The following is a 22,221-nucleotide window of genomic DNA, read 5'->3' on the forward strand; positions in this document are numbered from 1 at the left end:
CAAGCGCGCCCCGCGGAGGGGACGGCGGGTTTTCGGAAGGCGGACGGGTGAAGTCAATGCTGACGTGACGTTCGGGCCGTGTGCCGGCCCTACAGATTGGCCGACGGACCTTCTGCGGTGTCCGCGCGGCTCCTCATGCTGAGGTGCTGCGCAGCGGCCTCGAAGCACGCCGCAACGGCTGTCTCGGCAGACTTGTCCCCGAGGATCGACCGTTCCGGGGTGCTTCGAGGCCGAGCTGTCGCTCGGCACCTCAGCATGAGGAGCGAGGAGCTTTCCACACACCCGACTTGCGTGCAGCCTTCACAGATCGTCCGGCCCCCAACCAAGGCGCAAAGCAATCGCCTGGGCCTCGGCGTCGTCGAGGAACAGCACCAGCCCCGCCCCGCCATCGGCGGCGACCCGGAAGCGCCGCGTCTCACCCGCCGGCCGGCTCGCGTCGAGCTGTTCGAGCAGGCTCCAATCGAAGTTCTTGTCGGCCGGGAAGGTCAGCGGCGGGATCGGCGGTTCGGTCTCGAAGGCGACGCGGAAGCCGTGGCCGTAGGGGCCGAGCCCCGGCACGCGCGCGACAGCGATGCCGCGGCCGGTCCAGACCCCGGCGACCGCGATCAGCCGGGCGAACAGGGCGCGATAGGTGTCCGCGTCGGCCCCGTCGTAGCAGTGATCTTCGAAGATCGTGGCGTTGGCGAATTCGTCCTCGATCCCGTCCGCGAGGGCGCGGTAGCTCCACAGGATGTCGATCGACAGCGCCTCCGGGCTGTGCTGCGTCAGCGGCAGGGTTGCGTGGTCGCCGCCGGCCGCGAATTCAGGATGCGCCGCCATCGTCCGTGCGACGGAGCGTCGGGGCTGGCCGTCGTAATGCGGGCCGAGCCGGAGGCCGGCGGCGATCAGGCCCTCCAGAGCCGCCTCGACGGCGTCGATCTCCGCCTCGCTGCGTGGCTGCGGGGGTTGTGGTGCAGGCTCCCAGACCGCGACGGATGGGGCCGGGGCCTCGATCTCCGACTCGCCGCGCCCTTGCGGCAGCGGCGGCTTCCAGGCCGTCGAGGACGGAGCCGACGGGCGATCCCGGCCGAACAGGCGGCGGAGCCAATCGATCATGACGTCCCCCACAGCCACGCCGCGCCGCGCACGCCCGAGGCGTCTCCGTACCGGCTCGCCCGCACCGGCGTGTCGAAGCGGTCGGAGAAGACGTGCGGCGCGATTGCACCCGGCAAGGCGGCGACGAGGCCCTCGACCCGCGAGAGGCCGCCGCCGAGCACGATCACGTCGGGATCGAGGATGTTGACCACATGGGCGATGCTGCGGCCGAGACGGTCGCGGTAGCGCGCCATCGCCGCGCCGGCCGCCGCATCCCCGGCCTGCGCTCGAGCGACGATCGCCTCGCCGCCCTGGTTCTCGCCCGTGCATCGGAAAAAGTCCGCGGCGAGGCCGGGACCGGAGAGCCAGGTCTCGATGCAGCCGTAGCGGCCGCAATAGCAGGCGGGGCCGGGGCGCTCGTCGTCGCGGGGTTGGGGAAGCGGGTTGTGGCCCCATTCCCCGCTGATCGCGTTGCGGCCCGTCAGCGCCTGCCCCCGCACCGCGATGCCGGAGCCGACGCCGGTGCCGAGGATGATCGCCCAGACGAGGGGCTCGCCCGCGCCGGCGCCGTCCACCGCCTCCGAGACGGCGAGGCAGTTGGCGTCGTTCTCGACCCGCACCGGGCGTCCGAGACGGGCGGCGATATCCCCCGCGAACGGTCGGCCGTTCAGCCAGACCGAGCTGGCGTTCTTGATGAGGCCGGTGGTGCGGGAGATCGCGCCGGGCATGCCGATGCCGACGCTCGCTTCCGCCGCGCCGGCCTGGTGCTCCAAAGCGGCAACGACGCCGGCGATGGCGTCGAGGGTTCCGGCATAGTCCCCCCGCGGGGTCGGGATGCGGGTCTCGGCCCGCGTCGCCCCGTCGGCGTCGAGCGCGATCCCGGCGATCTTGGTGCCGCCGAGATCGATCCCGATTCGCAACGGATCGGAGGTCAAAGCGGGCTTACTGCGCCGCCACGGCCTTCGGGGCGGTGGCGGGCACATCCTCGCCGGGGCCTTCCGGCGACTCGTCGGAGATCTCGGTGCCGATCGAGACCGGATGCGCCATCACCTCGGCGAGCTTCTTCTTGTCGAGCTCGCCCTCCCAGCGGGAGACGACGATGGTGGCGACACCGTTGCCGATGAGGTTGGTCAGCGCGCGGCATTCCGACATGAACTTGTCGACGCCGAGCACCAGCGTCATCGCTGCCACCGGCACCGGCGCGCCGGGGATGGCGGCCAGCGTCGCGGCCAGCGTGATGAAGCCCGCGCCGGTGACGCCCGAGGCGCCCTTCGAGGTCAGCATCGCGACGATGAAGATCGTCGCGTACTGCCCGACCGTGAGGTCGGCGCCCACCGCCTGCGCCAGGAACAGGGTGGTGAGCGTCATGTAGATGTTGGTGCCGTCGAGGTTGAACGAGTAGCCCGTCGGGATCACGAGGCCGACAACCGAGTCCGAGGCGCCCAGGCGCTTCATCTTGGTCATCATGTGCGGCAGCACGGTCTCGGAGGAGGAGGTGCCGAGCACGATCAGCAGCTCGTCCTTGATGTAGGCGAGGAACTTGACGATCGAGAAGCCGGCAAACGCCGCGATGCCGCCGAGCACGACGAAGATGAACAGCAGCGAGGTGGTGTAGAAGGTGCCCACCAGCCAAGCGAGGTCGATGACCTTGCCGATGCCGTACTGGCCGACCGTGAAGGCCATGGCGCCGAAGGCGCCGAGGGGCGCGAGCTTCACGATGAGGCCGATGATGCGGAAGAAGACCTGACCCGCCGCGTCGATGCCGCGGGTGATGCTCTCGCCCTTCTTGCCCATGCCGGTGAGCACGACGCCGGTGAGGATCGAGATCAGCAGCACCTGCAGCAGGTCGCCCGTGGCGAAGGCGTCGAAGAAGCTTTTCGGAATGATGCCGAGAAGGTGGGCGACGGTCGAATCCGCCGCCGCCTTGGTGGCATAGCCCTCGACCGCCTTGGCATCGAGCTTCGACACGTCGGCGCCGAAGCCGGCGCCCGGCTGGATCACTTCGCCGACGATGATGCCGATGAGGAGCGCGAGGGAGGAGACGACCTCGAAGTAGATCAGGGCCTTGAGGCCGACGCGGCCGACCTTCTTCAGGTCGCCGATCGAGGCGATGCCGTGGACGATGGTGCAGAAGATGATCGGCGCGATCAGCATCTTGATCAGCGCGATGAAGGCGTCGCCCATCCATTTGAGCGACACGCCCGTTTTCGGGCTGTACCAGCCGAGCAGCACGCCGAGCACGATGGCGATCAGCACCTGGATATAGAGCACCCGGTACCAGGGTGTGTGCGTGCCGGGCGTACCGGGCGCGCCCGCATCATGCGTTGCGGAATGGGCCATGTTTCCTCACCGATACCGTGTTGCGCGGCCTCGCCCGGGCGGCTTTGGGCGGACGCTATTCCGTTTGTTCGCGGTGCTCAATCGCACCTCGGTAGTCGGCGCGGCGTTTGTAACTAAAGAGTCTTTCGACTTAGCCGCGTATCTTATCCAGCCACCTCGGCCGCGCATCTTGACTCGGCATCGCGTCACGGTTGCCGGGGCGCCCTTCGGGCCGGGCTGATGGCAAGGAAGCGGGGCCGGTGCAAGCCGTCCTTCACCCGCTGTCCAATGCATCGGGGCCGGTTCTCCTTTGTCCTCCGGCCCCGCGACGAAGCGGCTTCCCCTTGGCGGGCGGGCGCTCTAGAAGCGCTCCATGTTCGGCCTCTTCCTCGTTCCGCTGCGAATTACGGGCCCGGCCTCCGCGTAGGCGCCGCGTTCAGCGGCCGCGCCGGATGCCGGGTGAAGCGCTTCCGCCCGTTTTCTTATGACCGTCCCCGCGACGAGAGCCTGCCGAACCCCGCCATGAGCGACCAGACCGACGCCGCCCCCGTGGCCGCCCGCGACTATTCGCGGACCCTGTTTCTGCCCAAGACCGATTTTCCGATGCGCGCGGGGCTACCCACCCGCGAGCCGCTCCTGCTGGAGCGCTGGAAGGCGATTGACCTCTACGAAAAGATCCGCGCCGCCGCGAAGGGCCGCCCGCGCTTCGTGCTGCATGATGGCCCGCCCTACGCCAACGGCAACATCCATATTGGCCACGCGCTCAACAAGATCCTGAAGGACGTCGTCGTCCGCTCCCAGGGTGCGCTCGGCCGCGACGCGAACTACGTGCCGGGCTGGGACTGCCACGGCCTGCCGATCGAGTGGAAGATCGAGGAGCAGTACCGCGCCAAGGGCAAGAACAAGGACGAGGTGCCGGTGCTGGAATTCCGCCAGCAATGCCGGGCCTTCGCCGCAGAGTGGCTGAACATCCAGCGCGACGAGTTCAAGCGCCTCGGCGTTACCGGCGATTGGGATCATCCCTACTCGACCATGGCCTATCCGGCCGAGGCGCGCATCGCCGCCGAACTGATGAAGTTCGCCGCCTCCGGCCAGCTCTATCGCGGCTCGAAGCCGGTGATGTGGTCGGTCGTGGAGAAGACCGCACTCGCCGAGGCCGAGGTCGAGTACGAGGAGCATGTCAGCGACACGGTGTTCGTGGCGTTCCCAATCCGCGAAGGGGCCCCGGCCGAACTGGCGAACGCCCGCGTCGTGATCTGGACGACCACGCCCTGGACGCTGCCGGCCAACCGCGCCGTCGCCTATTCGAAGCGCGTCGCCTACGGGCTCTACCGCGTTACGGAAGCGGCTGAGGACAATTGGGCGAAGGTCGGCGACAGCTATGTCCTTGCCGACGCGCTCGCCGAGGGCGTGTTCAAGGCCGCCCGCGTTGAGGCATTCGAGCGTGTGGCCGACGTGCCGGCGGCGAGCCTGGCAGGGCTCACCCTGTCGCATCCGCTTCACGCCTTCGATTCCGGCTACGGCTTCGCGGTGCCACTGCTGGAGGGCGAGCACGTCACTGACGAGGCCGGCACCGGCTTCGTTCACACGGCGCCAAGCCATGGTCGCGAGGATTTCGAGGTCTGGATGGCCAATGGCCGCCGCCTCACGGAAGCCGGCATCGACACCCGCATCCCCTACACTGTCGATGCCGATGGCATGCTGACGGAGGAGGCGCCCGGCTTCACCGGCCGCTTCGTCTTCACCGCCAAGGGCGACAAGGGCGACGCCAACAAGGCGCTGATCGCCGCGCTGACCGAGGTCGGCGCGCTGGTCGCCCGCGGGGTGCTGCGCCACCAATACCCGCATTCCTGGCGCTCGAAGAAGCCGGTCCTGTTCCGCAACACGCCGCAATGGTTCATCGCCATGGACCGGGCGGTGGATTCGCTCGGCAACCGCACTCTGCGCGAGACGGCGCTCCACGCCATCGAGCAGACCCAGTGGGTGCCGCCGCAGGGCAAGAACCGCATCAACGGCATGGTCGCGGGCCGGCCCGATTGGGTGGTCTCGCGCCAGCGTGCCTGGGGCGTGCCGATCACCGTTTTCGTCGAGCGCGAGACCTCGAAGGTGCTGCGCGATGCGGCGGTCAACGCCCGCATCGCCGAAGCCTTTGCGGCGGAAGGCGCGGATGCGTGGTTCGCGGAGGGCGCCACCGAGCGCTTCCTCGCGCCCGATTACGATCCGGCGAAGTACGAGAAGGTGACCGACGTCCTCGACGTGTGGTTCGATTCCGGCTCGACCCACGCTTTCGTGCTCGATGATCCGGAGGCCTTCCCCGGTCTTGCCGGCATCCGCCGCGCGGTCGATGGCGGGCCGGACACGGTGATGTATCTCGAAGGCTCCGACCAGCATCGCGGCTGGTTCCAGTCCTCGCTGCTCGAATCCTGCGGCACGCGGGGCCACGCGCCCTACGACGTGGTGCTGACCCACGGCTTCGTTCTCGATGCCAAGGGCGAGAAGATGTCGAAGTCGCGCGGCAACGTCGTCGCGCCGCAGAACGTCATCAAGGAATCGGGCGCCGACATCCTGCGCCTCTGGGTCGCGGCGGCCGATTATTCCGACGATCTGCGCATCGGCCCGGAGATCGTCAAAACCTTCGCCGAGACCTACCGCAAGCTGCGCAACTCCTTGCGCTGGATGCTCGGCTCCCTCGCCCACCGGGTGCCGGGCGACGACGTGCCCTTCACCGAGATGCCGGAGTTGGAGCGCTTCATCCTGCATCGTCTCGCGCAGCTCGATGGCGAGATCCGCGACGCCTACGCGGCCTTCGACACCAAGCGGATCGTCGCGCTGCTCAACGGCTTCATGACCGGCGACCTCTCGGCCTTCTACTTCGACGTGCGCAAGGACGCGCTCTACTGCGATCCGATCTCCTCGGTGACCCGCCGCGCCGCGCTCCAGGTGATCGACGAGGCGTTCCGCCGGGTCGTGATCTGGCTCGCGCCCGTTCTCGCCTTCACGGCGGAAGAGGCGTGGCTCGACCGCTACCCGTCGGAAGACGGCTCGGTGCATCTCCAGACCCTGCCGGAAACGCCTGCCGCGTGGCGCGACGAGGGGCTCGCCACCCGCTGGCAGAAGATCCGCAAGGTGCGCCGCGTCGTCACCGGCGCGCTCGAGATCGAGCGCGCGGCCAAGCGCATCGGCGCCAGCCTCGAGGCGGCGCCGACCGTCTACGTGTCGGATTCCGATCTGCTCGGCGCGCTCGACGGCGTGGATTTCGCCGATATCTGCATCACCTCGGCGATCACGGTGCGCGCCGGTGAGGGCCCAACGGATGCCTTCCGCCTCGACGAGGTGAAGGGCGTGGCCGTGGTGCCCGAGCGGGCCGCGGGCATCAAATGCGCCCGCTCCTGGCGGGTCACGCCCGAGGTCGGCAGCGATCCGGACTACCCGGATGTGACGCCCCGCGATGCGCGGGCCCTGCGGGAGTGGGATGCTGCGCATCCCGGGGACGTGTGACGGAATCGTTTCGCTTGGCGCATCCGTCGCTCCTCATGCTGAGGTGCCGAGCGAAAGCTCGGCCTCGAAGCACCCCGGAACGGTCGATCCCATGGCGCCGGTTGCCGGGAGAAGCCGCGTGGCGTGCTTCGAGGCTGCTGGCGCAGCACCTCAGCATGAGGATCGTGACGTTCGCCGGAACGGGTCGGTCAAACGGTTCTCTGGACCCAATACAGCCATGACCCCCTTCCGCGCCGGCCTGATCGCGCTGCTGGCCACGCTGGTGCTCGATCAGGCCACCAAGCTCTGGCTCTATTTCGGCACCGACCTCGTGATGACGCAGCCCTGGCGGCTGGCGCCCTTCGCGGATTTCGTCGTGGTCTGGAATCGGGGCGTTTCCTACGGCCTGTTCCAGCAGGAGGGCGGGTTCGGGCGCTGGCTGCTCGTCGCGGTCTCGCTCGCCGCCGCCATCGGCCTGTCGGTGTGGATGCGCCGGGCCGGCTCGCGGCTGCTCGCGGTGGCGCTCGGCCTCATCGTCGGCGGTGCGCTCGGCAATGCCATCGACCGGGCGGCCTACGGCGCGGTGTTCGACTTCGTTCACCTGCACGCCGGAACGTGGTCCTGGTACGTGTTCAACGTGGCGGATGCGGCCATCGTCGCGGGTGTCGTCGGGTTGATCCTCGACAGCCTGCGGCCGGCCCCCCGCGCCCCGAGCCCAGACGTTGCCGGGACCGGTGACCGTCCCCAGGCGTGACGTCAGGTTCATCCCGCCCGCGTCAAGGTGCCATACCTTCGCCCGAAACCCGGCTCACCTCGGTTTGCGTGGGCTCGACGCGTACTTCACGATGAAGTGACGTCCGGCTGACCGCCCCGGATCAAAAGCGGGCGGGGCCGGTCCGTAGCCTTGGGGAAAACGGCATGAACGGTCGGCGCAGCGTCTCGCGGGCTTTCGGATCGATTCGTCCTCTGGCTTTGAGAGCGGCGTTGGGCGCAGCCCTGCTGCCCGGCCTCGCCGTCGGTGCGGCCCGCGCCGAGGGCGAATTCATGCGCGACACGCTGAGCAATCTCGGCCTGATCGAACCGGACCGTCCCGCCATCACCTATCGCGAGCGCGCGCCGCTGGCGATGCCGCCCAAGCTCGGCGGCAAGGAGGATCTGACCGCCGGCCTGCCGCCGCCCCGCGCCCGTCAGGCCGATCCCGCTTGGCCGAAGGATCCGGAGGTGGTCCAGCGCGAGCGCGCCGCCATCGAGGCGAAGAAGCCGATCGTGCGCGGCGCGCAAGGCCGCATGAACGACAACAACGAGACGCTCTCGATCTACGAGATGGAGGCTGGCCGCCGCGCGGGCGCCGGCGCGCTCACCGGGCCGGCGAACGCACCCGGCCAGGGCGACACCCGCGATTCGACCTGGCTCAACCCGTTCGAATTGCTCAAGGGCACGCCCGACAAGACCGAACCGTCGCTGGTCGAGCCCGACCGCGATACGCTGACCGATCCCCCCACCGGCTACCGCAAGGCGCCGATCAAGGTCGCCAAACCGCAGGGCGGTCCTGTGGGTGGACCGATCAGCGACCGTGAAGAGGCCGACCCGCGTGCCTATATGAGGAACTCGTCCGGGCGCTGAGAGCGGACCTTTCGCCCGGTTCCGTCGATTGCGGCGGGTCGGCGAAGGCCCCAGCATCCGGATGGACCGTCACCGCGCGGACACGCCGCGCGGTATGGGATTTGCCACCGGCGACCGATCACGGGACAATGCCGGGATTCTTGGGACGGAAAGCGCGGCGGGCGGAAGAGCCCCCGCATAAGGACATTGGGATGCACCTCTACCGGAAGGCCATCGCGCCCGTAGGACCGCAGCGAGGCCTGAATCACGCCGGCCGCGTGGACGCCGCCCCGTTCGGGCGCTCCGAGGCCGGCGGCCCGGAGGTCTCCGCCTTCGTGCTCGATAACGGGCTCGATGTGGTGGTGGTGCCCGATCACCGGGCGCCGGTCGCCACGCACATGGTCTGGTACCGCAACGGCTCGGCCGATGATCCGATCGGCCAGTCCGGCATCGCCCACTTCCTCGAACACCTGATGTTCAAGGGCACCGAGCGGCACCCGGCGGGCGCCTTCTCGAAGGCGGTTTCGTCCCTCGGCGGCCAGGAGAACGCCTTCACCAGCTACGATTACACCGCCTATTTCCAGCGCGTCGCCCGCGACCATCTCTCGACGATGATGGCCTTCGAGGCCGACCGGATGGGCGGTCTTGTCCTCGACGACGCCGTGGTGGCGCCCGAGCGCGACGTGGTGCTCGAAGAGCGCCGGATGCGGGTCGAGACCGATCCGTCGGCGCAGCTCTCCGAGGCGATGGCCGCCTCGCTGTTCGTGCACCATCCCTACGGCATCCCGATCATCGGTTGGATGCACGAGATCGAGGAGCTGAACCGCGGCCACGCGATCGATTACTACAAGCGCTTCTACACCCCCGAGAACGCGATTCTCGTGGTGGCCGGCGACGTGACGCCGGACGAGGTGCGGCGTCTGGCCGAGGACACCTACGGCCGGGTGACGCCGCAGGGGACGCGGCCGCTGCGCACCCGCCCGCGCGAGCCGGAGCCGCGGGCGATGCGCCGGATCGCCGTGGCCGACCCGAAGGTCGAGCAGCCGACCCTGCAGCGCCTCTACCTCACCCCCTCCTGCATGACCGCCCGCGACGGCGAGGGCTACGCGCTCGAACTGCTGGCCGAGGTGATCGGCGGCGGCGCGACCTCGTTCCTCTACCGCAAGCTGGTGCTGGAGATGGGCGTCGCGGTGAATGCCGGCGCTTGGTATATGGGCTCGGCGATGGATGACACGCGCTTTGCCGTCTACGCCGTGCCGGCCGAGGGCGTGACCCTCGAGGCCCTGGAAGAGCATATCGATCGCGTGCTGCGCCGCGTCCCCGAGGCGCTCGGCGCCGAGGCGATCGACCGGGCCAAGATCCGGCTCGTGGCCGAGACGGTCTATTCCTCCGATTCGCAGAGCTCGCTCGCCCGCATCTACGGCTCGGCGCTCGCCATCGGCGAGACCGTCGAGGAGGTGCGCCGCTGGCCGGTCGAGATCGAAGCGGTCACCCATGACCGGCTCGTGGCGGTCGCCGCCCGCTACCTCGTGCCCGCCCGCTCGGTGACCGGCTACCTCACCAAGGCGCGCGACCCGGACGTGGCGATCGCCTGAGACGACCCGATTCTTCGCGCCGCCCCCGGTGGCGGCGCCCTTTGCGAAAAGACGCTTTAAGGAACTTCCGATGAATCTCGCCGAGACCGGCACCCGCGCCGCGACGTCGCCGACCCAGGCGTTGCCGCTGGCGGCCGCCCCCGGCATCGAGGCTTGGCACGTCGCCTCGCCGGTGGTGCCGATGATCGCGCTCTCCTTCACCTTCGAGGGCGGCGCGGCGCAGGATGCGGAGGGCAAGGCGGGCACCGCGCAGATGATGGCGCGGCTGCTCGACGAGGGCGCGGGCGACCTCGACTCGGATGCTTTCCAAGAGGCGCTCGCGGCCCGCGCGATCGAGCTGAGCTTCCACACCGGCCCCGATTCCATCGGCGGCTCGCTCAAGACGCTGCTCACCCATGCCGACGAGGCGATCCGTCTGCTGGCCCTGTCGCTGTCCGAGCCGCGCTTCGATCAGCCCTCGATCGAGCGCGTGCGGGCGCAGATGATCGCGAGCCTGCGCTACCAGCAGAACGATCCCGGCGTGCTCGCCTCCCGCCGCTACTTCCGCGAGGCCTTCCCGGGGCACGCCTATGGCCGCTCCTCGGCGGGCACCATCGAGACCCTGTCGGCGATCACCCGCGACGACCTCGTGGCCCTGCACCGGGCCGTGATCGGCCGCGGCAGCCTGAAGGTCGCCGCTGTGGGCGCCTTCGACGAGGCGACGATCACCGGCATGATCGCCCGCGCCTTCGGCGCCCTGCCCGAGGCCGGCCCGCTGAAGACGGTCCCGCCGACCGCGATCAACGAACTCGGCCGCCGCATCGTCGTCGATCTCGACGTGCCGCAATCGGTGATCCGCTTCGGCATGCCGGGCGTGGCATGGCGCGACCCCGACTTCATCCCGGCCTACGTCCTGAACCACATCCTCGGCGGCGGCGCCTTCACCTCGCGCCTGTTCCAGGAAGTGCGCGAGAAGCGCGGCCTGGCCTATTCGGTCGGCACCTCGCTGACCTCGCACCGCGCGGTCGCCATGACCTGGGGCTACACCGCCACCAAGAACGAGCGCGTCGTCGAGGCCCTCGACGTGATCGGTGACGAGATCCACCGCCTCATCACCGACGGCCCCTCCGACGAGGAGCTGCAGAAGGCTAAGGACTACCTCACCGGCTCCTACGCCCTCGGCTTCGACACCTCGACCAAGATCGCCAACCAACTGGTGCAGATCGCCTTCGAGGGCCTCGGCATGGACTACATCGCCCGCCGCAACGACCTCGTGGCGAGCGTGACCCAGGCCGATATCCGCCGGGCCGGTGCCCGCACGCTCGGCGACGGCAAGATGCTGGTCGTCGCCGCGGGGCGGCCCACGGGGCTGTAGGCGCCTCTCACCAATTCGATCTCGACAGGGGCCGGCACGCGGAGACGCGTCGCCGGCCTTTTCCTTTTGGGTCCAGCGGTTTGGTACGGCCTGCGATGCCGGAATGAGCCGTGCGCCTTGGGCTCGCGCTGGGAGTCCCTATCTGGGGAGGCCGAACCCGCTCCCCGCGCGAGGCCTCAAGCGATGCAGCTCACCGGACTCCACCACGTCACCGCCATCACGGCGCAGGCGGCCGACAACCTCGCCTTCTACACCCGCGTGCTGGGGCTCCGGCTCGTGAAGAAGACCGTCAATCAGGACGACGTCTCGGCCTACCACTTGTTCTACGCCGATGGCCGGGCCTCGCCCGGCACCGACATCACCTTCTTCGATTGGCCCGCACCTGCCGAGCGGCGCGGCACCGACAGCATCTCACGCACCCTGCTGCGCGTCGGGGGAGCGGAGAGCTTCGCGTGGTGGCGCGAGCATCTCGCCCGTCAGGGCGTAAATCACCATCCGGCGATCGAGCGGGACGGGCGCCTCACCCTCGATTTTGAGGACGGCGAGGGCCAGCGCCTCAGCCTCGTGGATGATGGCGGCGTGGGACCGGCGCATCCCTGGGCGGGCAGCCCGGTGCCGCCCGAGCATCAGATCCGGGGGCTTGGCCCGATTCGCCTCACGGTCTCGCAGCCCGAGCGCACCGCAGCCGTGCTGACGCAGGTCCTCGGTTTCCGGCGCGCCCGGACCTTCGAACTGCCCGAGGGCGAGGTGACGGTGTTCGAGACCGGGGAGGGCGGTCCCGCCGCGGAGGTCCAGCTTCTGAAAGGGACGGGCCCACAGGCCCGCCAGGGCGCGGGCGCCGTCCACCACGTCGCCTTCCGCATCCCGGACACCGATTATGATGCCTGGGCCGATCGCCTGAAGCAGCGCCGCGTCCCCTCCAGCGGCCCCGTCGATCGCTACTACTTCCGCAGCCTCTATTTCCGCGAGCCGAACGGCATCCTGTTCGAGATCGCCACCGACGGGCCGGGCTTCGCCACCGACGAGACGATGGAATCGCTCGGTGAGCGTCTCGCGCTGCCGCCCTTCCTCGAACCGCGCCGGGCGGAGATCGAAGCGGGCTTGAAGCCGCTGTAAGTCCAGCCGGCGATGCGCTCCCGCCGGGGCAGGCATGCGCCGGATTCAAGAACAGTTCCAGGCAAAGTCACATTCCAACCGCTGTGGCAGCGCTGCGTCTTGACGCGGATGCTGCGACTGCGAGAAGAGCCCCGTTTCGTCGCTTCCAGAATCGGGAAACCCGCGGCCGATGAGCAAGTACAACGAGGAGCGCGTCCTCTCCGTCCATCACTGGACCGACACGCTCTTCTCCTTCCGCACGACGCGCGATCCCTCGTTCCGCTTCCGCAACGGCGAGTTCACGATGATCGGCATCGAGGTCGAGGGCCGGCCGCTGCTGCGCGCGTACTCGGTGGTCTCGGCCAATTACGAGGAGGAACTCGAGTTCTTCTCGATCAAGGTGCCGAACGGCCCGCTGACCTCGAAGCTCCAGCACCTCAAGGTCGGCGATCCGATCATGATCGGCAAGAAGCCGACCGGCACGCTCGTGCTCGACAACCTCCTGCCCGGCAAGAACCTCTATCTGCTCGGCACCGGCACGGGGCTCGCCCCCTTCCTGTCGATCATCAAGGATCCTGAGACCTACGACCGCTTCGAGAAGGTCGTGCTGATCCATGGCTGCCGTCAGGTGCAGGAACTGGCCTATGGCGAGACCATCACCGAGACGCTGCCGAAGCACGAATTCCTCGGCGAGATGATCGCCAACCAGCTGATCTACTACCCCACGGTCACGCGTGAGCCGTTCCGCAACCGCGGCCGGATCACCGACCTGATGACCTCGGGCAAGCTGTTCGAGGATATCGGCCTGCCGAACATGTCGATCGAGAACGACCGCTTCATGCTGTGCGGAAGCCCTGAGATGATCAAGGACACCCGCGAGCTGCTGACCGGCCTCGGCTACGAGGAGGGCAACCACGGCGAGGCGGCCCACTACGTGATCGAGAAGGCCTTCGTCGAGAAGTAGGCCTTGCGACAGTGAGCGGCCGGGCTCGGCCGCTCCTGCTCACGCCCTCATCCGGAGGGGCTGCGAAGCCGCCTCGAAGGGGGGCCAGACACCGCGTGGAAACTGGGTGATCCTTCAAGGCCCGCTGTCGCCGCCACCTCAGGACGAGGGCGCGGGTGGGACAACACCGCGTTTGTGCCCGAGCGATCCGCACGCCATGCCTCTGCCCGCCCTGTTCGTCGTCGGCGCCGGCACCGAGATCGGCAAGACCTACACCACCGCCGCCCTCGTTCGCCGGCTGCGCGGCCAGGGCCGGCGGGTGCGGGCGCTGAAGCCGCTCGCGAGCGGCGTTCCCCCGCTTGACCATCCCGATTTCGCCGAGAGCGACACCGGCCGCCTGCTCGCGGCGCAGGGGCTCGCGGTCACGGCCGAAACGGTCGCAGCCTGCTCGCCCTGGCGCTTTGCTGCGCCGCTGGCGCCCGACCTCGCCGCCGCCCGCGAGGGGCGCAGCCTCGCGCTGCCTGAGCTGGTCGCGTGGTGTGCCGCGCGTCTGGCCGAGGCCGGTGACGCTGAGACCGTGGTGATCGAGGGGGTCGGCGGTCTGATGAGCCCGATCACCGAGGACGCCACCGGCCTCGACTGGCTGACATCACAGGACATTCCGGCGCTGCTCGTATCCGGCAGCTATCTCGGCGCGATCAGCCACGCGCTGACGGCGGTCGAGACGCTGCGCGCGCATGGCATCCCGCTCGTCGGGATCGTCGTCAGCGAGAGCGAGGGCGCGCCGGTCCCGGTCGAGACGGTGGCCGGGCAGATCGCGCGGCGCGCGCGCGCGCCCGTCGGCTGCCTGTGCCGGGGAGGGGACTTTCCCGAAAATCTCCCCGGGATTGCCTGAGGCGGTTTACCGGCCGGAGCCGCCGCGCTCCTTCGGCGCCTTCGGCTCGCGGGATTCCTGGATCTCCTCGGCCTTCTCCTCGTCGGTGTCGCTGCTGCGCTTGATCGTGTCGTCGGGCTTGGCGGCCAGACCCTTCACGATGGCGACGAGGCGGTTGCATTCTTCCGGGAAGCCGTAGGATTCGAGCACGATCGCCGCGTCGCGCAGCGTCCGCAGGTCGCGCACGATCTGGGCGTTCTTGGTTTGTTGAAGCTCTTTCTTGGCCGCGATCGTCGGTTCGAGCCCGGTATCCTCGACATTGCATTCGGCTCGGGCCCCCGGCATCGCGGCGAGCATCAGGAAGGCGCAGGCGATCAGGCGACGCATGGTCACGTCTCGTATGGGTTGAGGGCGGGGAAATTCAGCCGCGGTGGCGCAGCAGGTCGTTGGTCACGGCCACGAGCTGCGCGGCGCGGTAGGGCTTGGGCATGAACACGGATTCGTTCACCGCCTCGGCGGAGGAGAGGCCGTCGCGGCCGCCGGAGGTGTAGACCACCGGCAGGCGCGGCAGGCTGCGCCGGGCGCTGCGGGCGAGCGCGATGCCGTTCGTGTTGCGGGCCAGATCGATATCGGTGAAGAGCAGGTCCACGTGCTCGCTCGACAGGATCGCCTCTGCCTCCTCTGCATCGGCGGCGGTCAGCACCCGGTAGCCTTCGTCGAGCAGCGCCTCGACGGCCAGCTCGCAGACGAAGGACTCGTCCTCGACCACGAGGATCGTGTCGGCGTGGCGCGCCAGGGAGAATGGCGGCAGGGCAGCGGGGACGCAGGCGAAGGGGATCATGGCAGAACTCCAACTCACCCGTGCTCGGACAACAGCCGAGCTTGCGGATCGCCGGACCAACGGGACCGTGAAGGGCCTCGTTCACCGTGATTGCTTCGATTTGCGCGCATTTGGTAACCGATCGGTTAACCTTGACGGTAGGGTGCAGGAACTGCTTTCGGTCGCGCCCGATGCGATGACGCGCCTAACCCCTTGTCGGATGAGGCCGTCTTTCGCCCCCGCACCCGCCCGCCTTTCGAAGAGCGCCTTAACGATCGTGCCGACCCCGTGACCCGACCCTGGCAGATTGGCTTCGGCGTCGTGCTCACGGCGCTCGCCGGATTCGTGGACGCGCTCGGCTTCATCCGGCTCGGCGGCCTCTACACCTCGCTCATGAGCGGGAACACGACGCAGCTTGCCGTCTCGCTGGGCCATGGCGAGCCGCTCGGGGCGGTTTTGCCGGCGCTGCTGATCGGCGCCTTCCTCGTCGGCGCGGTCTCGGGGGGCGCCATCGCCGCCCTGTGCCCGCCGCGCTGGGTCACGCCCGCGGTGCTCGGCCTGGAAGCCGTTGCCCTGACGGCGGCGGTCGCCATGGCGGCCGAGCACGCCCATGTCGGCGTGGCCTCGCTGTTCCTGGCGCTCGCCATGGGCGGGCAGAACGCGGTGCTCGCCCATGTTCAGGGCTTTCGCGCCGGCACCACCTTCGTCACGGGCGCGCTGTTCGCGTTCGGGCAGAAGGCGGCGCTGGCGCTGGCCGGGCGGGGGCCACGATGGGGCTGGGTCGGCGATGGCTCGGTCTGGCTTGCGCTTCTCGTCGGGGCGGTTGCGGGCACGCTCGCGCATGCGCATCTCGGAATCGCAGCCCTGGCGATTCCCGCTTGTGTGACGGCCGGGCTATGCCTTGCCGCGACCCTGTTCACTCTGGCGTACCGGCGCTCGCCCGTGACGCTGACCAAGATCTGAAGGAAGAATCCTCCGGCATGAGCGCCTCCGCTCCCTCCCTCACCGACCACGTCGCGGATATCGCCGCCGGCGCGCATGTCACCGCCGCCCACTGGCTCAAGGGGACCTTGGCGCTGGCGCTCGCCGATGGCGGCGTGCTGCTGGCCCGTGACGGCGCGACCGAGACCGTTCCCGCCCACCCGGATAGCGGCATCCTCGTGGCGGCCAGCGACGGCGCCCGGCTCGTGAGCGGGGGCGACGACGGCCGCGTGGTCGCGACAGATGCGGACGGCCGATCGAGCGAGCTGGCGCGAGCCAAGAACGGCGCCTGGATCGACGCGCTGGCGCTCCACGGCGACGGCTCGTTCGCCTTCGCCTCGGGACGGACCATCATCGCCCGCGACGCCAAGGGCCGCGAGAAGACCTTCACCGCGCCCACCACCGGTCGGGGCCTCGCCTTCGCGCCGAAGGGCTACCGGCTGGCGGTGGCGCACTACAACGGCGTGAGCCTCTGGTACCCGAACCTCGAGACGCCGCCCGAATTCATCGAGTGGAAGGGCTCGCATCTCGATGTGACGTGGTCGCTCGATGGCCGCTTCGTCGTCTCGACCATGCAGGAGAACGCGCTGCATGGCTGGCGCCTCCAGCCCGACCGCGGCCATATGCGGATGTCGGGCTATCCCGCCAAGGTGCGCTCGCTCTCGTGGTCGGCGGACGGCAAGTGGCTCGCCACCAGCGGTGCCGAGGCCGCCATCGTCTGGCCGTTCGACTCGAAGGAGGGCCCCACCGGCAAGGCCCCGCGGGAATGCGGCGTGCGGCCGGCACGGGTCTCGCAGGTCGCCTTCCATCCGAAGGCACCCGTCCTGGCGATCGGCTACGAGGATGGCTGCGTGCTGCTGGTGCGCTTCTCCGACGCCTCGGAGCTGCTGGTGCGCCCGGCGGTGAAGTGCAGCGCGATTTCGGCGCTCGCCTGGGATCCGGCCGGCGCCCGCCTTGCCTTCGGCTGCGCCGACGGGCAGGCCGGCCTGCTCACCCTGCCGGCCTGACGCCCGCGCGGTGGGTCTGTTCGGACGCGCTCCGAAGCCCGACGCCGCCGCCCGGCGGCGGGTGGAGGCGTGGCTGCGGGCGGCGGGCGGCTACGGCCCGGAGACGGCGATGAGCGTGAGCGAGATCGTCTGTACCGATCCGGCCTGTCCCGGCACCGAGACCGTGGTTCTGCTGTTCTCTCCCGGCCAGAAGACGCGGGCGGTGAAGATCGCCGGGGCGCTCGACGCCCTGAGCGAGGCGGATGTGGCGGCCGCCCTCGGCCAAGATTGAGCTGCGGCCCTCCCCGGGGCCGCGGATTGCCCTACAAACCGGGTGGCCCCCGCAAAGGAAGTTTTGATGTTCCGTGTCGTCCGAACGCTCGGCCTCGCCTTCGGATTGCTCGCGGCGGTCATCGCCGCGCAGGCACCGGAATTCGCCCAGCAATACACCCAGCGCCTCGGCGGGGCCCTGGACGAGCTACGCCGCGCCATCGCCTCCCTCGATGCCGACGCCCAGGCCACGGGCCGCAGCCGTGACGAGGCTCTGGCGCTGCTGCGGACCAACCCGGATGCCTTCATCGCCCGGCGCGGTGAATCGGCCCGGGCCGATGTCGAGCGGCTGAAGCGGCTGGAGGCGCAGAAGCTCGCCCTCGACACGGCGGCGAGCCCGCTCGGGCGCCTCAGCGTGATGGCCCGCGACCCCGACATGAACATCGCACGCGCCACCTATCGCGACTACCAGCCGGCGGTGCCGACCACGGCGGACGGCCTCGTCGCCGGCCTGCTCGGCTTCTTCGCCGCCTGGGGTGGTTGGCGCGTCACGAGCGATGTCGGCCGTCATCTCGCCCGCCGTCGGCGTCGCATGCGGGCCGAGGCGACGCCCGTTTGATGCAAGCCCGGCATTGATCCGAGCTCTCTGGACTTGCATCGTCGTTTTCCCGAAAGCCGCGAACCCCTTTCGGGACGATGCGCTCGTGTGTTGCAGCGCCTCTACAGCCCGGCCCTCCGGCCTGCACTAGGTGTAGGCTAAGCGCCCGCACTCCGCAGGGGCGCCGGATCCGGTCCTTCCTCGATCATGCCGCGTCCCCCGACCACGACCGTCGATCCCGCCCTCGACGCGGCGGCCCTGCTGCGCCGCATCGGCTTCTTCGGCCTGTTCGTGGTGCTGCCGGTCGCCGCGCAGGTCTCCCGCCGCGCCACCGTGGTGCTGGCACCCATCGCCGTCGTCCTGCTGATCACCGCGAGCGCCATCGACCAGCATCAGCGGGCCATCGGCCCAGCCCTGAAGCGGCTGCTGACCGCGCCGTCCTTCCTGGCCGGCATGCTGGTGGTGTTCTGGTCGGCCCTGTCGCTGGTCTGGACGCCGTTTCCCGGACCGGCGAGCGAGCGGCTGGCCAACCTCATCGCTACCGTGGTGATGACGCTGCTGGCCTATCTCGCGCTGCCAGACCGGATGCGCTCGGCCAACCTCTACCTGCTGCCGCTCGGCGTCGGCGCGGCGGCCATCGTCGCGATCCTGATCAATCTCGTCGGCGACGCGATGCTCAAGGACAACCCGGACGGCGACAGCGCCCTGGAGCGCGGCGCGGTGCTGCTGGCGCTGCTGGCTTGGCCCGCCGTGGCGTGGCTGCGCTCGCGCCGCCGCGACCTGGGCTCGCTCGTCGTGGTCGTGCTGGTCGCGGGCGCGCTGCTGCTGGCACCGGGCGTGACCGCCCTGTTCGCGCTGGCCGTCGGCGCACTCGCCTTCGCCCTGACCCATTGGCGCCTGTCGCTCGGCGTGCGCGTCACCGCCCTCACCGCGGCCGGCCTGCTCGTGGCCGCGCCGTTGCTGCCGTTCCTCGCGCGTCCCATCGGCATCGCCCTGTTCGGCCCCGTGGCGCCCGGCGTGCTGGCGCTCAAGGCGTGGCAGAAGGTCGTCACTTTGGAGCCGGTGCGCTTGGTCACGGGCCACGGCCTTGAAACCGCCCTGCGCGGAAAAATCTTCGGCATCCTGCCGATCAATGCGCCGACCACGATGCTGTTCGAGTTCTGGTACGAACTCGGCATCGTCGGCGCCTTCGCGGCGGCCTTCGCCCTCTACGGTGCGATCCACCGCGCGGGCCGCGATGCCACGGTGCTGGCGCCTTGCGCCATGGCGGCCTTCGCGACGGCGTTTGCCATCGGCTGCGTCGGCGTCGGCCTCACCACGATCTGGTGGTTGACCACGCTCGCGCTCACGATCCTCACCTTTGTGGCGATCGAGCGCGGACAGTTCCGCTCCCGCCGGCCCAAGGTCGGGCTGATCCCGCGCCTGCCCGCGCGGGGCTGACGCCTCAGGCTTTGGTCGCTTCGATCGCGTCGGCGGCCGCCTCGATACCGGCCATGTCGTCGTCGGAGAGGCCGAAATGGTGGCCGATCTCGTGGACGAGGACATGGGTGACGAGGTGGCCCAGCGTCTCGTCGTGCTCGGCCCAGTAATCGAGCAGCGGCCGGCGATAGAGCCAGACGGCGTTGGGCATCTGCCCCGTGGCGACCTCGCCCGCCTGCGCCAGCCCGATGCCGCGGAACAGGCCGAGCAGGTCGAATTCCGACTCGCAGCCCATCTCGGTCAGGGTCTCGTCGTCGGGGAAATCATCGACATGGATGCGCACGGCCGCGCAGAGTGCGCGGAATTCCTCCGGCAGGGCGGCGAAGGCGGCGTCGGCCAGGGCCTCGATCTCGGCCAGAGTCGGGGCCTTCGCCTCGGCCCAGTGGACCGCAGCCGCGTCGCTCACGGCGCGGCGGGCTCGGGCGGGACCACCGGCAGCACGCAGCGCACCAGGAAGGACGCCAAGTCGCTGGTGATGTGATCGATATGCGGCTCCTGCACCGCCTCCTGCTCGAACAGCTCGCGGAACGGGTCGGGCGTCGGCGGCACGACCAGCACGGTCGCCATGCCGAGGTCGTGCGGCACCACGAGGTTGCGGGCGATGTCCTCGAATAGGGCCGAGCGCCGGGGATCGACGCCGTGGCGCAGGAGGAAGCGCTCGTAGGTGCCGCGGTCGGGCTTGGGGATGAAGTCGGCGTCGGCGATGTCGAACACGTCCTCGAAATGGTCGAGGATGCCGAGCTTGTCCGCGACGCGTTCCGCATGGCGGCGCGATCCGTTGGTGAGGATCAGCTTGCGCCCCGGCAAATGCTCGATGGCCCTGCCGAGGGCTTCGTCGAGCTTGATCGTCGAGTGGTCGATATCGTGGGCAAAATCGAGGAAGTCGTGCGGATCGACCCCTTCCTCCACCATCAGCGCTTTCAGGGTGGTGCCGTAGCGATGGTAGAAATGCTTCTGCAGGGCGCGCGCCGAGATCGCGTCGAGGCCGTAGAGCCGCATGACGTAGAGCGTGATCCGCTCGTCCACCTGCGGCCAGACCCGTGCGTCGCTCGGGTAGAGCGTGTTGTCGAGATCGAACACCCAGGTATCGACGTGGGAGAACCCGCGGGCGTCGGAGGTGGTGAAGTGGCTCTCGCCGGGAAGGAGCAAGGGAAGCGGACGCTTGAAAAGAGAAACGGGACGGGAATGCCCCGTCCCGTATGTAGGGAGTTGCAAGCCTCTGGGAAGCGCTGCCGTCAGCTGCGCCGGATCAGAGTGCCCGCACCGAAATCGGTGAACAGCTCGAGCAGCGCCGCGTGCGCGACCTTGCCGTTGAGGATGACCACCGCCTCGACGCCCTGTTCGAGGGCGTAGATGCAGGTTTCGACCTTCGGGATCATGCCGCCGGTGATGGTGCCGTCGGCGATCAGGCGCCGGCAATCATCGACCGAGAGCTCCTGAATCAGGTTCTTGTCCTTGTCGAGCACGCCGGGCACGTCGGTGAGCAGCAAGAGGCGCTTGGCCCGCAGCGCCCCGGCGATGGCGCCAGCGAAGGTGTCGGCGTTGACGTTGTAGGTCTTGCCGTCCTCACCGTAGGCCACGGGGGCGAGCACCGGGATCAGCTCGGCCTTCAGCACCGCATCGAGCACGCCGCGCTCGACATGCTCCGGTTCGCCGACGAGGCCGAGGTCGATCGCCTGCTCGATGTTGCTGTCCGGGTCCTTGACCGTCCGCAGCGCCCGCTTGGCGCGGACCATGTTGCCGTCCTTGCCGCACAGACCGATCGCCCGGCCGCCCTCGGCGGCGATCCAGCCGACGATCTGCTTGTTGATCGAGCCAGCCAGAACCATCTCGACCACCTCGACGGTGGCCTCGTCGGTGACGCGCAGCCCGCCGCGGAACTCCGATTCGATGCCGAGCCGGGCCAGCATCTTGCCGATCTGCGGCCCGCCGCCATGCACGACGATCGGCTTCAGACCGGATTGTTCGAGCAGCACGATATCCTCGGCGAAGTCCTCCGCCGCCGCCGGATCGCCCATGGCGTGGCCGCCGTACTTGATGACGACGATTTCCTGATCGTAGCGCTGCATATGCGGCAGCGCCTGGGTCAGGATCTCGGCGCGCACATGCACGTTCGGCAACGGATCGGTCATCGCGGTCGTCCTGGCTCTCTCTGAGTCGGGGGCGGATTCGGCAGGGCTTCTAGCGCAGGCTTTGTGCAGAACGAAGAGTCCGCGTGCTCGCGATCCCGCGATGGGTGCCATGCGAAGGGTGTTGTCAGGGCATCCGGTCGGCGCGGACGCATCGGACGCCGCCGGTCACCCCCTGAGACGGTGCTCTAGCCACGCTTCATGTCACTCTTGAAACGCCGCCAGGCCGATCGCTGGCCGGACACGGTGAAAATCGGGTTCGGCGGGCAGAGCCCGGAGGCCTGTGGTCGTCGAGCGGTCGTCGGGCCTTCGTCTGCGTCGATTTCAGCTTGGGCTTAAAGGGGGGTTAACCATCGCGATCAATCATCCCCTGGTTGAACGAAGGGGGGCGACCATGCTGAATGCCGATCTGGCGATGCCGCGTCCGAGTCTGACGCATCCCGGCCTACTGGCCCGCATCGTCGAGCGTCTCGGCCAGGGCGCCGACTCGTCCGCCGACATCTGGCGCCAGCTCACCGAGAATTACGCGGTCGATCTCGACGCCGTGGCCGCGCTCCTGCCCTGCGCCGAGCCCGAGCCGCTCTGGCTCACGGCTCGCGCCCAGGCTCGTAAGCGCTAATCGCGC

The 22,221-nt window shown here is 69.3% G+C and carries 22 protein-coding genes; 14 read left to right on the forward strand and 8 right to left on the reverse strand.

Annotation, left to right across the window (positions count from 1 at the left end; genetic code table 11):
* Positions 1-300: 300 nt before the first annotated feature.
* Genes ASF53_RS00630 through ASF53_RS00640 form a run of 3 tightly spaced genes read right to left on the reverse strand, consistent with a single transcriptional unit; the run spans position 301 to position 3,414 of the window.
* Positions 301-1,095 carry a hypothetical protein gene (locus tag ASF53_RS00630; protein WP_056193771.1) on the reverse strand — a complete coding sequence of 265 codons (795 nt, stop codon included), beginning with the start codon at positions 1,093-1,095 and terminating at the stop codon, positions 301-303.
* Complete coding sequence (locus ASF53_RS00635) at positions 1,092-1,994, reverse strand: ROK family protein (RefSeq protein ID WP_502690550.1); 903 nt, start codon at positions 1,992-1,994, stop codon at positions 1,092-1,094. The genes ASF53_RS00630 and ASF53_RS00635 overlap by 4 nt, the downstream gene beginning before the upstream one ends.
* A 22-nt stretch (positions 1,995-2,016) precedes the next feature.
* A complete protein-coding gene (locus ASF53_RS00640) occupies positions 2,017-3,414 on the reverse strand; it encodes a dicarboxylate/amino acid:cation symporter (protein ID WP_056192278.1) in 1,398 nt (465 codons plus the stop codon).
* A gap of 501 nt (positions 3,415-3,915) precedes the next feature.
* On the opposite strand from ASF53_RS00640, the gene ileS reads away from it, so the two are divergent.
* From ileS to bioD, 8 genes are all read left to right on the forward strand, one after another.
* Positions 3,916-6,891 (forward strand): isoleucine--tRNA ligase, encoded by a 2,976-nt coding sequence (gene ileS / locus ASF53_RS00645; RefSeq protein ID WP_056192281.1) that lies wholly within the window; start codon positions 3,916-3,918, stop codon positions 6,889-6,891.
* 217 nt (positions 6,892-7,108) lie between these two features.
* On the forward strand, positions 7,109-7,624 hold the full coding sequence (gene lspA, locus ASF53_RS00650; protein WP_056192283.1) for a signal peptidase II: 516 nt from the start codon (positions 7,109-7,111) through the stop codon (positions 7,622-7,624).
* A gap of 164 nt (positions 7,625-7,788) precedes the next feature.
* Complete coding sequence (locus ASF53_RS00655; RefSeq protein WP_056192288.1) at positions 7,789-8,493, forward strand: hypothetical protein; 705 nt, start codon at positions 7,789-7,791, stop codon at positions 8,491-8,493.
* Between the two features lie 191 nt (positions 8,494-8,684).
* A complete protein-coding gene (locus ASF53_RS00660; RefSeq protein WP_056192291.1) occupies positions 8,685-10,067 on the forward strand; it encodes a M16 family metallopeptidase in 1,383 nt (460 codons plus the stop codon).
* A gap of 70 nt (positions 10,068-10,137) precedes the next feature.
* A complete protein-coding gene (locus tag ASF53_RS00665) occupies positions 10,138-11,421 on the forward strand; it encodes a M16 family metallopeptidase (RefSeq protein WP_056192294.1) in 1,284 nt (427 codons plus the stop codon).
* A 183-nt stretch (positions 11,422-11,604) separates the two neighbouring features.
* Entirely contained in the window at positions 11,605-12,537 is a 933-nt protein-coding gene (locus ASF53_RS00670; RefSeq protein ID WP_056192299.1) for a ring-cleaving dioxygenase, read from the forward strand.
* A 169-nt stretch (positions 12,538-12,706) separates the two neighbouring features.
* Positions 12,707-13,480 (forward strand): ferredoxin--NADP reductase, encoded by a 774-nt coding sequence (locus tag ASF53_RS00675; RefSeq protein WP_056192302.1) that lies wholly within the window; start codon positions 12,707-12,709, stop codon positions 13,478-13,480.
* A 196-nt stretch (positions 13,481-13,676) separates the two neighbouring features.
* Positions 13,677-14,354 (forward strand): dethiobiotin synthase, encoded by a 678-nt coding sequence (gene bioD / locus ASF53_RS00680; protein ID WP_056192305.1) that lies wholly within the window; start codon positions 13,677-13,679, stop codon positions 14,352-14,354.
* 6 nt (positions 14,355-14,360) lie between these two features.
* Here bioD and ASF53_RS00685 read toward each other — a convergent pair whose 3' ends face one another.
* Both ASF53_RS00685 and ASF53_RS00690 read right to left on the reverse strand, forming a co-directional pair.
* Positions 14,361-14,720 carry a hypothetical protein gene (locus ASF53_RS00685; protein ID WP_056192308.1) on the reverse strand — a complete coding sequence of 120 codons (360 nt, stop codon included), beginning with the start codon at positions 14,718-14,720 and terminating at the stop codon, positions 14,361-14,363.
* 34 nt (positions 14,721-14,754) lie between these two features.
* Positions 14,755-15,174: a response regulator gene (locus tag ASF53_RS00690; protein ID WP_056192311.1), complete on the reverse strand. Its 420-nt coding sequence runs from the start codon at positions 15,172-15,174 to the stop codon at positions 14,755-14,757.
* Positions 15,175-15,441: 267 nt separating this feature from the next.
* Between ASF53_RS00690 and ASF53_RS00695 the strand changes: the two genes are divergently transcribed.
* From ASF53_RS00695 to ASF53_RS00715, 5 genes are all read left to right on the forward strand, one after another.
* Positions 15,442-16,116: a YoaK family protein gene (locus ASF53_RS00695; protein WP_056193774.1), complete on the forward strand. Its 675-nt coding sequence runs from the start codon at positions 15,442-15,444 to the stop codon at positions 16,114-16,116.
* A gap of 17 nt (positions 16,117-16,133) precedes the next feature.
* Positions 16,134-17,141 (forward strand): WD40 repeat domain-containing protein, encoded by a 1,008-nt coding sequence (locus ASF53_RS00700; RefSeq protein WP_056192313.1) that lies wholly within the window; start codon positions 16,134-16,136, stop codon positions 17,139-17,141.
* A 10-nt stretch (positions 17,142-17,151) separates the two neighbouring features.
* Entirely contained in the window at positions 17,152-17,412 is a 261-nt protein-coding gene (locus ASF53_RS00705) for a hypothetical protein (RefSeq protein WP_056192316.1), read from the forward strand.
* Between the two features lie 66 nt (positions 17,413-17,478).
* A complete protein-coding gene (locus tag ASF53_RS00710; RefSeq protein WP_056192319.1) occupies positions 17,479-18,009 on the forward strand; it encodes a DUF2937 family protein in 531 nt (176 codons plus the stop codon).
* 186 nt (positions 18,010-18,195) lie between these two features.
* Entirely contained in the window at positions 18,196-19,428 is a 1,233-nt protein-coding gene (locus tag ASF53_RS00715; protein WP_056192321.1) for a hypothetical protein, read from the forward strand.
* A gap of 4 nt (positions 19,429-19,432) precedes the next feature.
* Here ASF53_RS00715 and ASF53_RS00720 read toward each other — a convergent pair whose 3' ends face one another.
* The 3 genes from ASF53_RS00720 to argB form a co-directional block, all read right to left on the reverse strand.
* Complete coding sequence (locus tag ASF53_RS00720; RefSeq protein ID WP_056192323.1) at positions 19,433-19,873, reverse strand: metallopeptidase family protein; 441 nt, start codon at positions 19,871-19,873, stop codon at positions 19,433-19,435.
* Positions 19,870-20,616: a pyrimidine 5'-nucleotidase gene (locus ASF53_RS00725; protein ID WP_056192327.1), complete on the reverse strand. Its 747-nt coding sequence runs from the start codon at positions 20,614-20,616 to the stop codon at positions 19,870-19,872. The genes ASF53_RS00720 and ASF53_RS00725 overlap by 4 nt, the downstream gene beginning before the upstream one ends.
* 86 nt (positions 20,617-20,702) lie before the next feature.
* Positions 20,703-21,599: an acetylglutamate kinase gene (gene argB / locus ASF53_RS00730; RefSeq protein WP_056192331.1), complete on the reverse strand. Its 897-nt coding sequence runs from the start codon at positions 21,597-21,599 to the stop codon at positions 20,703-20,705.
* Between the two features lie 391 nt (positions 21,600-21,990).
* Between argB and ASF53_RS00735 the strand changes: the two genes are divergently transcribed.
* A complete protein-coding gene (locus ASF53_RS00735; protein ID WP_056192334.1) occupies positions 21,991-22,215 on the forward strand; it encodes a hypothetical protein in 225 nt (74 codons plus the stop codon).
* The last annotated feature ends 6 nt before the right edge of the window (positions 22,216-22,221 follow it).

Origin of the sequence: Methylobacterium sp. Leaf123 (assembly GCF_001423405.1) — a bacterium.
Lineage (GTDB): Bacteria > Pseudomonadota > Alphaproteobacteria > Rhizobiales > Beijerinckiaceae > Methylobacterium.